This window comes from Okeania sp. KiyG1 (assembly GCF_014132355.1).
Classification (GTDB): Bacteria; Cyanobacteriota; Cyanobacteriia; order Cyanobacteriales; family Microcoleaceae; genus Okeania.
This window is the reverse complement of the sequence record NZ_BLZO01000184.1, coordinates 175050-190683: the sequence shown is the minus strand read 5'-3', so window position 1 is coordinate 190683 and position 15634 is coordinate 175050. Positions and strand designations below refer to the sequence as shown.

Annotated in this window: 15 protein-coding genes; 11 read left to right on the top strand and 4 right to left on the bottom strand. The window is 36.9% G+C overall.

Going from position 1 to position 15634, the window contains the following annotated elements; all coding sequences use genetic code 11:
* Positions 1-191: 191 nt before the first annotated feature.
* Entirely contained in the window at positions 192-476 is a 285-nt protein-coding gene (locus SAGCYANO_RS40750; protein ID WP_202225211.1) for a UPF0175 family protein, read from the top strand.
* Positions 477-962 (top strand): DUF3368 domain-containing protein, encoded by a 486-nt coding sequence (locus tag SAGCYANO_RS40745; protein ID WP_202225210.1) that lies wholly within the window; start codon positions 477-479, stop codon positions 960-962. It begins immediately after the preceding gene.
* A gap of 191 nt (positions 963-1153) precedes the next feature.
* Here SAGCYANO_RS40745 and SAGCYANO_RS40740 read toward each other — a convergent pair whose 3' ends face one another.
* Entirely contained in the window at positions 1154-1981 is an 828-nt protein-coding gene (locus tag SAGCYANO_RS40740; RefSeq protein WP_237397169.1) for a spondin domain-containing protein, read from the bottom strand.
* 792 nt (positions 1982-2773) lie between these two features.
* Here SAGCYANO_RS40740 and SAGCYANO_RS40735 point away from each other — a divergent pair.
* The 8 genes from SAGCYANO_RS40735 (at position 2774) to SAGCYANO_RS40695 (ending at position 11117) form a co-directional block, all read left to right on the top strand.
* Entirely contained in the window at positions 2774-3922 is a 1149-nt protein-coding gene (locus tag SAGCYANO_RS40735; RefSeq protein ID WP_202225209.1) for a tetratricopeptide repeat protein, read from the top strand.
* A 757-nt stretch (positions 3923-4679) separates the two neighbouring features.
* Positions 4680-4988, top strand: a complete 309-nt coding sequence (locus SAGCYANO_RS40730; protein WP_202225241.1) for a hypothetical protein — start codon at positions 4680-4682, stop codon at positions 4986-4988.
* 744 nt (positions 4989-5732) lie between these two features.
* Positions 5733-7460, top strand: coding sequence for a succinate dehydrogenase/fumarate reductase flavoprotein subunit (locus tag SAGCYANO_RS40725; protein ID WP_202225208.1), 1728 nt, complete (start codon positions 5733-5735; stop codon positions 7458-7460).
* 556 nt (positions 7461-8016) lie between these two features.
* Complete coding sequence (locus tag SAGCYANO_RS40720; protein ID WP_202225207.1) at positions 8017-8331, top strand: DUF433 domain-containing protein; 315 nt, start codon at positions 8017-8019, stop codon at positions 8329-8331.
* Positions 8332-8631: 300 nt separating this feature from the next.
* Entirely contained in the window at positions 8632-8928 is a 297-nt protein-coding gene (locus SAGCYANO_RS40715; RefSeq protein ID WP_202225206.1) for a type II toxin-antitoxin system RelE/ParE family toxin, read from the top strand.
* Positions 8921-9247: a helix-turn-helix domain-containing protein gene (locus SAGCYANO_RS40710; protein WP_202225205.1), complete on the top strand. Its 327-nt coding sequence runs from the start codon at positions 8921-8923 to the stop codon at positions 9245-9247. The genes SAGCYANO_RS40715 and SAGCYANO_RS40710 overlap by 8 nt, the downstream gene beginning before the upstream one ends.
* A 332-nt stretch (positions 9248-9579) precedes the next feature.
* Complete coding sequence (locus tag SAGCYANO_RS40700) at positions 9580-10245, top strand: HAD family phosphatase (protein WP_202225203.1); 666 nt, start codon at positions 9580-9582, stop codon at positions 10243-10245.
* A 335-nt stretch (positions 10246-10580) separates the two neighbouring features.
* Positions 10581-11117, top strand: coding sequence for a hypothetical protein (locus SAGCYANO_RS40695; RefSeq protein WP_237397168.1), 537 nt, complete (start codon positions 10581-10583; stop codon positions 11115-11117).
* Positions 11118-11141: 24 nt separating this feature from the next.
* Here SAGCYANO_RS40695 and SAGCYANO_RS40690 read toward each other — a convergent pair whose 3' ends face one another.
* From SAGCYANO_RS40690 to SAGCYANO_RS40680, 3 genes are all read right to left on the bottom strand, one after another.
* Entirely contained in the window at positions 11142-13001 is a 1860-nt protein-coding gene (locus SAGCYANO_RS40690; RefSeq protein ID WP_202225202.1) for a pentapeptide repeat-containing protein, read from the bottom strand.
* Positions 13002-13256: 255 nt separating this feature from the next.
* A complete protein-coding gene (locus SAGCYANO_RS40685; protein ID WP_202225201.1) occupies positions 13257-13505 on the bottom strand; it encodes a HEAT repeat domain-containing protein in 249 nt (82 codons plus the stop codon).
* Positions 13506-13549: 44 nt separating this feature from the next.
* Complete coding sequence (locus SAGCYANO_RS40680) at positions 13550-14917, bottom strand: HEAT repeat domain-containing protein (protein WP_202225200.1); 1368 nt, start codon at positions 14915-14917, stop codon at positions 13550-13552.
* A 266-nt stretch (positions 14918-15183) separates the two neighbouring features.
* Between SAGCYANO_RS40680 and SAGCYANO_RS48665 the strand changes: the two genes are divergently transcribed.
* Positions 15184-15306, top strand: coding sequence for a hypothetical protein (locus SAGCYANO_RS48665; RefSeq protein WP_255502888.1), 123 nt, complete (start codon positions 15184-15186; stop codon positions 15304-15306).
* Positions 15307-15634: the final 328 nt, after the last annotated feature.

Genomic DNA, 15634 nt, shown 5'->3' with positions numbered 1-15634 from the left:
GAATAGGGAGTTTTTTTGTCACTCATAGACATCTCCAAAAATCAAAAATAAAATAAATTTTTATCTATAAATTATCAATTATTTCTCCCTGTTCCCTATTGCCTCTTTTCTGGAGATGTCTAATACTATGGTAATGTTGAGTTAACTGGTTTAAAGATAAAATAAAACTGTAGAGTTAGGAGATTTTGAAAATGGCTTTAACAATTTCCGATGAAGGGTTGGAAAATATTCAGGTTTCAGCTGAAGTTCGAGAAAAAGCTTTACAAAAAGCGAAAGAGGGATATGTAATGGCTTTATTAGAAGTAGGAGAAATTAGTAGTGGCCGAGCTGCACAAATTCTTGGTGTAAATCGTTTTGAAATAATTGAAATGATGAATAAATGGGGGATTTCTATTTTTGATGATTCGCAAGATTTGGAGGAATTACGTCAAGAAGTCGAAGAAGCCGAATTAATTTTAAATCAGCAAGTTTCTTAAATGATTATTGTTTCTGATACTACACCAATTAGTGAGCTAGCTAAGGTTAAACATCTTGATTTATTGCCTCAAATTTTTGGTAAAGTTGTGATTCCGCAAGGTGTTTTTAATGAATTACAAAAAGGAACGCATCCAGTCGCGAAATTTGTACAAAACTTGTCTTGGTTGGAGGTTGTAACAGTAAATAATCAGCAGCTAGTTGAGGAGTTACAAAAGTCTTTTAATTTACATTTAGGAGAATCTGAAGCTATTGCTTTAGCTGAAGAGATTGGAGCTTCTCAGTTGTTGATTGATGAAAAGGCAGCGCGTAAAGTTGCTATGGCTAGAAAGTTACCTTTAATTGGTACTGTGGGAATTTTATTGTTAGCAAAGCGTCGGGGTTTGTTGGAAAGTGTTAAGGATATTTTGAATGAGATGCAGGTAAAGGGGACGAGAATTTCAGTAAAGCTTTATGAGCAGGTTTTGACTTTAGCAGGGGAAAATTAGGGAGAAGAATGAACTTGAAAGGAATACCTATCGGGATTTACTTAGGGAATAGCAGAAAATAGATTATCCCAATTTTTGTACTTAGATCGTTAACTAGCTACTCTCTACTCCCTTGCTTTTTCAATTTCTTCCCTACTCCCTACTCCCTACTCCCTACTCCCTCTTTTCCGGAGATGTCTAATACAAACCCTCTATTTAAAAGATTTCTGGAACAAATTTCCCAGTAATAAAAACCCACCAAAAGCAAATAATCCTAAAGTAGTTGTAGGTTCAGGTACTGATTCAATAGTTATCCGTGCGATCTCATAATCTGGAGCAGTAAAATCACCATTAGGTGCTGCTGCTAGAATATTACCACCTTCGAGAAAACCAGGGTGAAATTTAACAACTCCATTTTCATCAACACCTGTGTTAGGAGCTGCTTGAGCAAGAGCTGCAGTATTTCCTGGAACTTCATCATTGACCTCTGTACCTGCATCCCACACTCGATCGCCAGTAACAATAAAATCAGCACCCAAGAAGTTGCCCTCTTCATCAAAAACTCTTATCCCTAGTGGGTTTTCGTTAGCAATAAAAGCATCGTTACTTGGCAAACCCATTGCTCCATAACTGAAATAGCGACTGCTAGCTAGACTGCCATCTAGAGTAAATGTCATAGAAGCGCGATCGCCAGCAGTAAGCACCTGAAATGGGCCTGTTGGGCCTAATATTGTAGCTTGAGTCTGGCCTGCGCCACTATTAGCAAAAGCAGTGGTGATGGGTCCTGTATTAGCATCTTCTGCTAATGCTTCGAGATATGCGGGTGCTGGTTGGTCTAAGTCAAAAATGTCGAAGTTGCCATCGTGAAAACCTACCCATAATGGAGAGAAAAAGAAACCATTAGTGGGGGCAACATTTTCTACTGTAACTTTTAATCTTGCTGCTGTTGCTGTAGATGTCATAGCAAAGGTAGAAGTTACCGCTATTGCTGTAGCGATCGCTCCACGAATATTTAGCCAAGTCTTACTATTTATATTCATTATTTTTTCCCAATCAAATTATTTATCTCTCCGTTAAATTTCGGATGAGAGCTTAAATTAGATAGTAAGTGCTAAATATTTGTTTGTATTTCTAATTCTTGCGGTTTGTATTGCATTCTTGCTGAGAATTATCTTAAATTTTCTAACTTCTTAATTTATTTTGCAATTCCCATAAATAGCAGAATATAGGGGTGACTGTATTTGTATTTTGAAAAAAATATAGCGTTTTTATCTGGAATTTGGAAATCAAGTGTGATGAAAAAAGTATGGAGGGAATAATAGTGGCGTATCTACCAAGAGAAGAAAAATTTTCATGATTAGTCAATCCTATCCGTTTTAAAGGAGAGGTAATTATTAATTATTAATTATTAATTATTAATTGTTGAACTGATACCGATAGTCGGTGGGTCTGTATATTCAATCCTCAGTGTATGGTCCTAAAAATTTAGCCCTCCCTATTCTTAAAGATATTCAAGCAGAAGTAGACATTCAGAAGATTTTCATTGTCACTAGCAATATGGGGGGATGGGGGAACCACCCTAGCCCCTCCCCTCCCAGGAGGGGAATGTGGGGAGATGGGGGACCCACCCTAGCCCCTCCCAGGAGGGGAATGTGGGGGAGAAAGAGGGGTGGGTGCAGTACCCAGTATTAGCGGAAGCTCTGAACCCGCAAAACATCAACCCGTCGAGGAACTAAGGTTCGGTTTTTTCTCCGCCCCTTTAGGCCGGAGAAGATGTCAAAGCGGTGCTATGATTAATAATTTCTACGAACACTTAATATTTCAGACTGGCCGTGTACAAAAAAACAGTATCAATATTTAGTAGTTTAGTAGTGGCCACAATAACGGCCACTATTCCTTCTATTGCCTATGGGGTTACTTGTCAAGAAACATCTAGGATAAATATAGGTATTTTTCCTGGTTGTGGAGTCAAATTATTGGCTCAAAATCAATCTGTCAATTCCAACTTAGACAAACTACTACGCCAAGGAAGAGCGCTAGCGGATGCGGGTAAATACCAACAAGCGGTAATAATATATCAACAGGCCGCACGTTTAGACCCAAAAAATGCAAAAATATATTCTGGTATTGCTTATTTAGAGGCAGTCCAAGGAAATTTTCAAGCTGCAAGTCAGTTTTATCAACAGGCGATCGCTATTGAACCTCATAAAGCAGATTTTCAATATGGTTTGGGGTATAGTATGGCTAAGTTAGAAAACTATCCAGCTGCAGTTGAAGCTTATCGCCGTGCTTCTTTACTGGACCGCAATAACGTTAATGCTCATTTAGGATTAGGTGCTGCATTGTTTCGCCTAGAAAGATACAATGAGGCGATCGTTGCATATCAAGTAGCAATTCAGTCTGATTCTAATAATGCTGAAGCTTATGCTTCAATGGGTTTAGCATTATTAAAACAAGAACGTTTTCCTGAAGCATTACAAGCACTTCGAGAAGCGGTTAGATTATCTCCGAGAAATGCAGGAATGCAAATCAAGTTAGGAACTGCTTTATTATCTACTGGAGATATTAATGGTGGTTTAGCTGCCCTGGAATTAGCTTCTCGTCTAGGACCTCGAAATGGAGAGATTCAGTTTCAAATTGCGGAAATTTATCAAGCACAAAATAATCCCCAAGCTGCTTTGAAATTTTATCAAAGAGCTGCTTATGCTAATCCCGATCTAGTAGAAGCTAGGTTTGCTGCAGCAGAGATACTTTTAGAAAGTCAGGATTATTTACAAGCAATAATTATGTATCGGCAAGTAATTAAGAAAAATCCCGATAATGCAGATGCTCATTATAAAATGGGGTTAGCTCTTCACCGTCGAGAGCGCGATCGAGAAGCCAGAAAGTCTTTTGAAACGGCTTTAAAATTGTTTGAGAAACAGAATAATTATGAAGGTAAAGAAAAAGTGGAAACTATTATGACGGAATTGGAAGATTAATTAATATCAGCGTAAGCATTTCCTCCGGAATGCTCCGCAAACAGCCGTCAGCCATCCTCCTATGGTCGGAACTGCGGACTTCAGCTAGCCTCCTATGGTCGGAACTATGTTAACAGCTATTGCTTTTAGTTTACGATAAAAGCAATATTTAATTGTCTTACTACAAAAGTTGCTTCCCTTGACCTTAAAGTCAGTTGTTAATTTAAACACTGCTCTTAAAGAGTAAGTCTTTTGGCTGATAGCTGATAGCTAATAGCTGAATGCTTACATATCAGCTTTGGAAGAAGGAAGATGGTAGAAAGAAAAAGATCATAAATAGAATATTTAAATCTAAAATAACCTCTTCCTTCTTCTAACTTTAGATATTCTTTTCCTGGCATTGGTGAATCAACATAAGAATTAAGATATTTGGGCGAGCCGTAAACGAAATAATCTGTAGGGACGTTATATACAACGTCCCTACCTATTCCCTATTCCCTGTTACCTAAGCACGAAAATCATACCTGTTTTCACCAACCCCTCATACCTCTTTTCACCAACGCCGAAAAATGTAGATAAAAAAGATAAAAAAGATTTAATTGTTACTTTTGTAACAACTATATTATTTTACAGTGAAAAACTGTAAAGTGTTGTAACAATTACGATTTTGATCGTAATAAATTTTACTCTAGTTTGACAGTTGGTCTAACCTATAAATTACTGTGGTTTGACAATACGTCTAACCTAAAAATTGAAGTAATGTAACGAAGTAAAAATGATGAATAATCTCCAAAAATATCGTATCCAATGCACACTCACTTTCGGCGACATTTATGGCCAAATTATTGTTTGGTTAATAGTGGTATTCTTGAGTATAGCTGGAGGAATTGCCCTTTGGACTAGCAGTAGCCAAGTCTATGCTCTAGGAGCTATTGCTTTAATCGTGGTTTTGTCTCTACCCTTCCTAGTTTTTGCTTTTGTAACGACCTTATTAAATCATATTGAAGTACTTTCAGTAGAACCTAACGAAGAAGAAGAGTCTCAAACGTCAATGTCTGGTCAGCAACCAGCAACTTCTCTAGGCTAAATGTTTTGACTTTGGTAAGCAAACAGCGGTCAGCAGTCAGCTATCAGCTAGCCTCATAAGGTCGGAACTGCGGACTTCAGCTTCATTACCTTTAGTAGACAATTTAGGCTTGTTGTTCTTGTGCTTCAATTCTTTGTTCAAAAATGTAGTAGAAGTTAAGCAAATACTTGGTTAATTCATTAAAAAGCTAAGAGCTGACTGCTAATAGCTGTTTGCGCAGCAGTCCGCAGGAAATGCTTACTGACATTGAATTGAGCAACACCGAAAACTAAAGTCCTCATTTAATTCGAGGTACTTAAAAAGTTAAAAACCTGCCTGCTTAATGACACAGGTGGGTTTTTTATCTCAGAAAAAGGTACTGATAAATGATAAATGAAATGACCCGTCAGAAAATGATATAAATACCTTTTTTAAACTAGACATCTCTAATAATAAATAAAAAATAAAATCAATTATCGAACTAGATATATCAATTATATCAAATCCGTTTAATTCGGCACGTAAAAAATGTTCCATCTTCAACGATTACCAAATATTTCTCCCCTCCAGGGAGGGTTAGGGTGGGTCCCCATCCCCACATTCCCCTCCAGGGAGGGGTTAGGGGTGGGTCCCCCATCTCCCCATCTAATTACACCGATGCTACCGGATTTGATATTATTTTCCCCTACTCCCTACTCCCTTTTTTCTGGAGATGTCTATTTGGTATAAAATAATAAAAGCATAAAACTATTAGAGATTTACTTAATGTTAGAACACGACGTAATAATAGTAGGTGGCGGTCTAGCAGGTAGCCGCGCTGCTGTAGAAATAGCTCGCAAAAATCCTAGCTTAAATGTGGCAGTTGTTGCCAAAACTCACCCCATTCGTTCCCACTCGGTAGCAGCTCAAGGTGGAATAGCAGCTTCTCTCCAAAATGTAGACCCTGAAGATAGTTGGAAAGCTCATGCTTTTGATACAGTCAAAGGTTCCGACTATCTAGCTGACCAGGATGCAGTAGAAATTTTGGCAAAAGAAGCACCAGATGTAATTATTGACCTCGAACATTTAGGGGTATTATTTTCTCGGTTGCCAGATGGTCGCATTGCTCAACGTGCTTTTGGCGGTCACTCCCACAACCGGACTTGTTACGCTGCGGATAAAACTGGTCACGCTATTTTGCATGAATTGGTAAATAACCTCCGACGTTATGGGGTGCATATTTATCAGGAATGGTATGTAATGCGCCTGATACTCGAAGATGGTCAGGCAAAAGGCGTGGTTATGTACCATATTCTGGATGGTGAAATTGTTGTCCTGCGAGCAAAAGCAGTAATGTTTGCCACTGGTGGTTATGGTCGGGTATTTAATACCACTTCCAATGATTATGCTTCTACTGGGGACGGTTTGGCAATGGCAGCAATGATTGGCCTTCCTCTGCAAGATATGGAGTTTGTACAGTTTCACCCAACAGGTTTATATCCAGCAGGAGTTTTGATTTCTGAAGCGGTGCGCGGTGAGGGTGCTTATCTGATTAATAGTGAAGGCGATCGCTTTATGAAAAATTATGCTCCTAGTCGCATGGAGTTGGCACCCCGCGATATTACCTCCCGTGCTATTACTTTGGAAATTAGTGCTGGTCGCGGAATTAATATGGATGGTACTGCGGGTGGTCCGTTTGTTTATCTCGATCTGAGTCACATGGGGCGGGAAAAAATTATGAGTCGAGTACCGTTTGCTTGGGAAGAAGCACATCGTCTTGTAGGTATTGATGCGGTGAACGAACCGATGCCAGTTCGTCCCACTGCTCATTATTCTATGGGCGGCATTCCTACTAATACTGATGGTAGAGTTTTTGCTAGTGCTGATGTTTTGGTGGATGGGTTGTTTGCTGCGGGTGAATGTGCTTGTGTTTCGGTGCATGGGGCGAACCGTTTGGGAAGTAATTCTTTGTTGGAATGTGTGGTTTATGGGCGACGGACTGGGGCAGCGATCGCGGAGTTTGTGGAAGGTCGCAAATTGCCGAATATTGAGGAAGAACCTTATATTCAGGAGGCACGAGAACAAATTAAAGGGTTGTTGGACCGTTCGGGAGAATATCGTATTGATTTTTTACGGCAGCAGTTTCAGGATACGATGACTGAGCATTGCGGTGTATTTCGTTCTCAGAATGTGATGCAGGAAGGGTTGGAAAAATTGAAGCAATTGCAGGAGCAATATCAGGAGGTTTATTTGGATGATAAGGGTAAGTTGTGGAATACGGAGGTTATTGAGGCGTTGGAGTTGCGGAGTATTATTGTGGTGGGGGAAACAATTTTAAGTTCGGCGTTGAGTCGTCAGGAAAGTCGGGGTGCTCACAGTCGGGAAGATTTTCCGCAACGAAATGATGAGAGGTTTTTACAGCATACTTTGGCATATTATTCGTTAGCAGGAATTGATATTGGTTATCGACCTGTGGCAGTTACAATGTTTGAGCCACAGGAACGGAAGTATTAACTAGGATTTTAGGAGTCAGGAGTCAGGAGGACCGAGTCAGAATGAATGGCTTTAATACCATTTTTTAGAAAGTCTTTTAACCAGACTTACTGTTTGTAAAATTGTTTTTTCAAAATGGTATTACCAATGGATAATGGATAATTGATAATTGATAATTAGAGATAGTTTTCATTATCCATTGTTCATTATTCATTATCCACTAATGAATTCTGGCGTTCCTGAATTGAAGTATGAATGCGCTATTGTTTGGTTCTGCTCAAGCCCCTAAATCCCCCATTTAACAAAAAGCGCAGCATCCTCTGGCTTCCCCCGTTCAACAAAAAGCGAAGCAACATCTGGCTTCCCCCGATCCTGCGGGGGACGGGAGGGGGATAAAAAAGGGGGACGGGAGGGGGATAAAACGGGGGACTTTTAGAGTTTTATTCCCCCCAAAATTGGGGGGTTAGGGGGGCTTGCATCATACCCAGAATCAGCAACGCCTGAATTCTTCTTACTTATTACTTCTTCCTTCTTGCTTCTTGCTTCTTCCTTCTTACTTATTAGTAACAAAAATATTATGACAATTTCAATTGCAGCAGAACCTATTCCTTTGACTATAAATACGGATGGTGTAGCTCTAGTTGCCGGAACACGAGTTACCCTAGATACAGTTGTTTATGTTTTTCAACAAGGAGCAACAGCAGAAGAAATTTGTTTGGCATATCCATCATTAAATTTAGCAGATGTTTATGCAGTTATTGTCTATTATTTAAGGCATCAAGAAGAAGTAGAAAAGTATTTACAGGAACGACAAAAAATAGCACAAGAAGTACGTCGAAAAAATGAGGCGAAATTTCACCCTCAAAGAGTACGCGATCGCTTAATTAATTAAGATTTTTTCCAGCTCTAAAATATCTATAAAAATATGTCACAATACTTATATTGTGGCTAGTGACGAAAAAATTAAACCCCTGTTTTGGATTGGGGATTCATTGAAAAATTTAAGAGAGTTTCCTGAATCCTTCAAAGATGAGATTGGATTTGCTTTGTATTAAGCACAAGTAGGTAGTAAATACATAAGTGTTAAACATCTCATATCATGTTCGGATAATCAGTTATAAAAAAACTTTATCCCTTTTAACCTTTTCTTCCCTTCTGCCTTCCCTCCCAGGAGGGAGGGGCGAGGGGTGGGTTGCCTTCTGCCTTCCTTCCTCCAAAGTGTAAGTATTCAACCGAACATGATATCAAAGGTTTAGGCGGAGGAATACTTGAAATAGTAGAAGACTTTGATGGAGATACTTATAGAGCTGTTTATACAGTAAAATTAAAAGGTGTTATTTATGTTCCTCATGCTTTTCAGAAAAAATCAAAAAAAGGGATAAAAACACCTCAAAAAGATATTGAACTAATTAAGCAACGACTGAAAATAGCCGAACAACATTTTAATGAATCGTTTATAAATAATCAAGAGGATAATAATAATGAGTGATAAAACTTTAATAACTGCAAGTAGTGGTAATGTATTTGCTGATTTAGGTATTAATAATGCTGAAAAAACTCTAGCCAAGGCCAAAATTGCTAACCGTATATGTGAACTAATTAATGAACGTCAATTAACTCTTTCTACAGCATCAGAGTTATTAGGTATTAGTGAGGAAAAAATTTCGAGACTTATCAGTGGTCTATTGCAAGAATTTGATTCTGACCAATTATTTCAGTTTCTCAATTATCTAGATCAAGATATTGAAATAGTGATTAAACCTAAATCACCAAAAAGTAAGTATGGAGAGATAAAAATTGTATATTAAATTATTTTGATGCCTTATTTTATTCAGATATTAGAATTAAGGGTAGTCCTGCATAGTAATGGTGAAAGCATATATGTTTTGTAATTTCTTCCCACACTCCTCACATCTCCCACATTCTCTCTACCATTGGTATGCACCACCACCGAATTAAGTTGATACAATGATAGTATCATTTTGTTAAATAACTGTTCAGTAAGAGGGCTAAAATTTATATAAATCAATACTTTTAAGCTTTAATTGTCCCTCATTGCACGAGCTTTCGATCTAGACCTTCTCTGAAACATTCAATTTTCAGTTCAGACCTCATAAAGTAAACACTATCTATATAAGAGATGCTAAAAGCAATTTTATTTGACCTCGATGGCACCATAGTCAATACAGACCCCTTACATTTCCAGCTATGGAAAGAAATTTTAAATAATTACGGAATAGTAATTGACCATAACTCTTATAAGGAAAAAATTAGTGGTGGAAGCAATCCCACAATTCTGAAAAAATTACTACCACACCTATCAACTACAGAAGTAGAAGAACTAGCAGATTATAAAGAAGCTAAATTTCGAGAAATGGCTACAAGCTTAGAACCAATGACAGGATTATTAGAATTTATTGCATGGGTTAAAAAACAAAAACTTCAGAAAGCGGTCGTGACAAATGCACCTCCAGAAAATGCTGAATTTATGTTAGATGTTTTGCAGTTAACAGAGACTTTTCCATTAGTAATATTAGGTGGGGTAATGACTGTGGAAAAACCCGATCCTGCACCTTATAAATTATGTTTAGAAAAATTGGAAATTTCCCCGGAAGAGGCAATTGTTTTTGAAGATTCTCGTTCGGGAATTAAGTCAGCAGTCGGAGCAGGAATTTACACAGTAGGAGTTGCTTCTACCCATGAACCTGAATCTTTATTAGAGGTAGGAGCGAGTATTGTTATTAATGATTTTAGTGATGAAAAATTACAGAAACTTTTAGATAGTTGGAAGATTTCTGGTATTTAGGAATGAGGTTTTAAGCTTCAGGAGCTGGACAAATTTATGATTTTGCTTATCAGTTAGGACTTAATAGTATTACGATTGCAGGAATACCTCAAGATTTAATTCCTCAGAGGATATCTGAAAAGTTTTTTGATACTGAATTTTGCCCCCCTAGCCCCCCAACTTTGGGGGGAACAAGAGTCAATTTGCTATCTTTAAGTCCCCCTTTATTAATCCCCCTCCCGTCCCCCTTTTTATCCCCCTCCCGTCCCCCTTGGAAAGAGGGAAACCAGAAGATGCTTCGCTTTTTATTGAATGGGGAATAAAGAGTCAATTTGCTATCTTTAAGTCCCCCAAAATTGGGGGATTTAGGGGGCTTAGATGTAGCAAATGGGACTTCTCAGACAACCTCTCAGTGGTATACTAGAAATAGGGAAAATTCAATTGCTAAAACTGGGACTTTTATACCTAGTAATAAATCTAATTTTAACACTTCTAATCAAGGAGATAAAACAATGACTGGCGAACGTAATATACAAATGGGAAGTGGTGATTATCATGAGACAAATATTAATGACCAAGGAAGTTATGTTGAAGGAGATTACTATCATAATTCCGCAGAAAAACAAAACCTGGCTGATGCTGCTAATGAAATTCAACAATTGCTAGAACAACTAAGTCAAAATAATCCTACTAATACGATGACTGGAAACATAAAAATAGCAGGGGAAGTAATTGAACAAATTGAAACTAATCCTGCTTTAATGAATCGAGTCTTTAGTGCATTAAAAGCTGGTGGTGTGAGTGCTTTTAAGCAAATTTTAAATCATCCGGCAGCGAGTTTTGTGATTGATGCTTTGGAAGAGTGGCAAAATACCAAAATTCAAGGCAAATAAAAACAAATTCTCACAGAAAGGTTGCTAGTTTATGTCCCTTTCCTTCTCTGGGGAGTTATTATGAGTATCGCCTTCAACATAACTCCCTCGATCGTTAATAGAAGTCTCTCGATAATCACCTTTCTGGACTTCAATATTCTGGGTTTTTTGATAGGTTTGAACATAAAATCTGTTCTGCTTTAAGGCGGTTTCTAATAAGTTTCTCAACTCGACAATATATTTATCTTTTTCGCTAACTCCGGCTAAAAGTGCTAATAAATCTTGATAACTTCCTGATTTTATTTGATGATAAATTTCATTATATTCTTGACTGAGGAGTGAGCGGTTAATTTCATCAGTAACTTGTGCTTGAAAGTGAATTTTATCATTACCTCGCCCTTCAATTGAAAGAACTTGTAATCCTGATTCTGGATATTTTTCTATTAATCTTTGAAAAGCTATTGCTGCTGCACTGGGGTCTACTCCTTCATGGTGAAATATATCTAAAATTGAATAATTTTCTGCTACTTCCCGTAGGTCTACATTTTGGGTTTGATAAAGTTGTTGAGTTTTGATAATAGGAGCGATAAAACTGCTAAAGTCTCCATCTTTAAAAATTTCATTGCGGTTGTCTGGTTTACGCCAAGGATCGGGGTTTTCCTCTGTACCTAAACGCATATAAACATAATCGCATTTAATTCCCTCAAAATTGGTATCCAGGGAAATTGCCCAATCCTGAATATAAGCACCTGTTAATATTGTATTTCTCAGATTAGTGCCATACAGTTGAGCTTTAACAAGTTTTGCTCCAGTTAGGTTTGCCCCTTCTAAAGTAGCTTCGCTCAATTTTGTCCCGATAAAACTAGCATTGGTTAAGTCAGCGCATCGTAAGTTACATCCCCGTAAGTCTAAATTGTCAAAATTCTGATCTCGTCCGTTGCCTGTTACAACCAATTGACGAATTATTTTATTTTCTAAGTAAGTTCCTTCAAGTCTAGCTTTATCTAAATTTTTAGCATTTAACCAACAAGTGCGAGTGAGAATAGCTTTTCTCAAGTCAGTGTTTTTGAGACTAGCGCCAGAAAAGTTGGCATCAGTTAAATTTGCTTCGTAAAAGCTCGTTCCTCCATAGTTGCATAGAACAATTGCAATATTTCTAACCAAAGCATATTTGCGATCGCCAACCACAGCACGCCAACCAATAAAAATACTTAGAGTGAGCAAACTTATCGTGGCAGGAATTACAATTACCAAAATTGTGACAAAAGCTGGACTCTCGATCAAACGCTTACCCCCACTCCCTGCTATTATTCCCAATATTGCTGCGGTTAGAGTTACAAATTGAATCAATAATACTAACATTCTGTTTGGGAAAGAAATTCTCATCACTGCGATCGCAATTGCTTCTAACAATACCCCTGAAATATTAACACCAATAAAAAATGCTAGTAACAATGCGTTTGTTCTGGCATAAGTTGTGCCTGGAAGAGCTATAAATATAGTAATAGAGGTAAGTATAATTAAACCAAAAAGCCATAAAGCTTTACCTATACCTCTAAAAATTGTGATGAAAATAAAACCCAAAAATAAAACTAATGCAAAAACAGCAAGGAATAATAGTGCAATCCAAGGTTGCTTGTCGAATATCAATATACTAGCTATAAAAGCCCCTGCATAGGCACAGATAAATCCACCTAGCATTGCTAAAAATAATAAAATTATTCCTAAAACCAGCAACCAACTTATTTTTAGCCCAGCTTGAGCATAACGAAAATTTCCACCAACAAGTATATTTCTAGAAAAGTCTTTTCCTTGAATCTTTTTATGGCTATAGCTAAAATTAAGACCATCTTGGCTTTTGGAAGTACCACCTTGGAAGTTTTGCTGTTGGGAATCTTTAAACATTCTTTTTAAATACAATACATTCAATACCAAGAAAAAGGGCGTTGCTGAATCAAGGTACGAAAAAAAAATTGAACAATTTGAAATAGTTGTTATTCAATAGTTTAGTAATTACCAAAAATGCCCACACATCAGTAACGTCATAAAAAGTGCTAGTAAAATTGGGTTTGTTCTTGCATCATCTGTGCCTAAAAAAAGCTAGAAATATAGTAATAGAGGTGAGTATAATTATAGAAAAAAACATCAAGCTTTACCTAATTACTTATTCCCCATCATCTCTCGAATTCTTTTTGCCACCTCATCACCCGTGCCGTCGCCCCAACCACCAAATCTTTTATCTGGTGAGTGTATGTTTCCTAATGCTCTAATTGCACTATAACGAATATCTCTATCCGTATCAGTATTTTTTATTATGTTAATTAAAGGTTCAACAGCCTCTTTTGATTTTATCAATCCTAATGAGCGCATTGCATCAGTACGAAGACTATTATCCGTATCAGTATTCATGATTTCAATTAAAGGTTGAACAGTCTCTTCTGATTGTATGTCTCCTAATGCATAAATTGCGCTAGAACGAATATTTCTATCCGTATCAGTATTTTTATGATGTTAATTAAAGGTTGAACAGCCTCTTTTGATTGTATGTCTCCTAATACTCCAATTGCACTAGAACTAACATCATTATCAGTATTTTTTATGATGTTAATTAAACCTTGAACAGCCTCTTTTGATTGTATGTTTCCTAATGCTTGAATTGCAAATATACGAATATCTATATCCGTATCATTATTCATGATTTCAATTAAAGATTGAACAGCCTCTTTTTCTTGGATTAATCCTAATACTTTAATTGCAAATATACGAACATATTTATCAGTATATTTTATGAGTTTAATTAAATTTAAATCTTTTATGATATTAATGAAAGCTTGAAGAGCCTCTTTTGATTTTATCCTTTCTAATTGGTTAATTACAGACATACAAATATCTCTATCGTTACCAGTATCTGTGATGATGTTAATTAAAGCTTGAACAGCCTCTTTTGATTCTATGTTTCCTAATGCGTAAATTGCACTATCACGAACATCACTATTCTTACCAGTATCTGTAATGATATTAATTAAAGGTTGAACAGCCTCTTTGGGTTCTATGTACCCTAATGCTCTAATTGCATCCATACGAACATCACTATCCTTACCAGTATCTGTGATGATGTTAATTAAAGATTGAACAGCTTCTTTTGATTCTATGTTTCTTAATGCTTCAATTAAAATATTTAGAACATCTATATTCATCTCATCAGTAATGTTTCTTAATGCTTCATTTGCAATCTTTAGAACATTTGTCTTCGTATCAGTATCTGTGATGATGTTAATTAAAGGTTGAATAATGTTAATTAAAAGTGGAATACCCTCTTTTGATTTTATGTTTTTTAATACGCAAATTGCCAATAGACGAACAGAAGTATCCGTATCAGTATTTGTGATGATGTTAATTAAAGGTTGAACAGCCTCTTCTGATTGTATTTTTCCTAATACATCAATTGCAATCTCTAGAACATCATTATTAGTACCAGTATCTGTTATAATGTCTATTAAAGATTGAAAAGTTTCTCTTAGTTCAACAATAATTGGTTGTTGAATACCAAGGGTGTTCGTTGGATTTTCTTCTAATTGTATCCTTCCTAATTCCTGAATTGCACTAACTAGAACATCTCTATCCGTAAAAACTTTATTTGTTTTTGGACCAACAATTCCATCTGGATTCAGCCCCTCAGATTCCTGAAAACGAATAACTGCAGCACGAGTTTCAGGGCCAAATATTCCATCTACCCCGACTGGAAATCCCCAGTTATTTAATTGTTCTTGAAGCTGAATAACTTGATCCCCTCGACTTCCTATTCTTATTAAAGTATCCATCTGAAAGTTATTTCTTTAGTATTTTTCTACCATCCTAACAAATAAAAAAAACTACAGTTGTACTAAGAGCTAAGTTTACAAATTAGCTGTTTGCGCAGCATGACCAAGGAAAAGTCTTATATTACCTAGCTTTTAGTAATTTGGGTTTGACTAGACAATAAATCGCAAAGCCTAAGTACAGTAAAGAATTCAGTTTCTGAATATTTACTTGATAAATCATATCAAATCCGGTAGCATCGGTATAAATTAGATGGGGAGATGGGGAGATGGGGAGATGGGGGGATGGGGGATGGGGGGATGGGGGGATGGTTGAAGATGGAACATTTTTTTATACCGAATTAAACGGATTTGATATCAGCTATAACTTCAAAAAATTTAAAGAATATTAACAAATCATAAAATTGATCATTAATTTCCAAAGGTTGAAAGCCTCTCCTTTTTAGGAGAATTAGATTTACTATAAAGTTAAATTATCCTGCCTTGCTGAAATGTAATGGTAAGTAGCTGAAGATAAAATTGAAAAACTTATGTTTTGCGTTGATACTTAATCTACAGGACTTACGCAGAGACTCTACTTATGGGGAGGGCGAATACCATTCGCCCCTACAGATGGGGAGGTTAAATGCCATTTCCTAAGGTCATGCTCCGCAAACGCCCCTACAGATGGGGTCTAATTTGATATTTTGCGTAAGTCCCGATCTAAAAATTATTACCATT

What these genes read in the sequence shown, in the direction of transcription:
- SAGCYANO_RS40750 (WP_202225211.1), top strand. Translation starts at nt 192, where the DNA reads ATGGCTTTAACAATTTCCGATGAAGGGTTGGAAAATATTCAGGTTTCA.
- SAGCYANO_RS40745 (WP_202225210.1), top strand. Translation starts at nt 477, where the DNA reads ATGATTATTGTTTCTGATACTACACCAATTAGTGAGCTAGCTAAGGTT.
- SAGCYANO_RS40740 (WP_237397169.1), bottom strand. Translation starts at nt 1,981, where the DNA reads ATGAATATAAATAGTAAGACTTGGCTAAATATTCGTGGAGCGATCGCT.
- SAGCYANO_RS40730 (WP_202225241.1), top strand. Translation starts at nt 4,680, where the DNA reads ATGAATAATCTCCAAAAATATCGTATCCAATGCACACTCACTTTCGGC.
- SAGCYANO_RS40725 (WP_202225208.1), top strand. Translation starts at nt 5,733, where the DNA reads ATGTTAGAACACGACGTAATAATAGTAGGTGGCGGTCTAGCAGGTAGC.
- SAGCYANO_RS40720 (WP_202225207.1), top strand. Translation starts at nt 8,017, where the DNA reads ATGACAATTTCAATTGCAGCAGAACCTATTCCTTTGACTATAAATACG.
- SAGCYANO_RS40710 (WP_202225205.1), top strand. Translation starts at nt 8,921, where the DNA reads ATGAGTGATAAAACTTTAATAACTGCAAGTAGTGGTAATGTATTTGCT.
- SAGCYANO_RS40700 (WP_202225203.1), top strand. Translation starts at nt 9,580, where the DNA reads ATGCTAAAAGCAATTTTATTTGACCTCGATGGCACCATAGTCAATACA.
- SAGCYANO_RS40690 (WP_202225202.1), bottom strand. Translation starts at nt 13,001, where the DNA reads ATGTTTAAAGATTCCCAACAGCAAAACTTCCAAGGTGGTACTTCCAAA.
- SAGCYANO_RS40685 (WP_202225201.1), bottom strand. Translation starts at nt 13,505, where the DNA reads ATGAATACTGATACGGATAATAGTCTTCGTACTGATGCAATGCGCTCA.
- SAGCYANO_RS40680 (WP_202225200.1), bottom strand. Translation starts at nt 14,917, where the DNA reads ATGGATACTTTAATAAGAATAGGAAGTCGAGGGGATCAAGTTATTCAG.
- SAGCYANO_RS48665 (WP_255502888.1), top strand. Translation starts at nt 15,184, where the DNA reads ATGGGGAGATGGGGGGATGGGGGATGGGGGGATGGGGGGATGGTTGAA.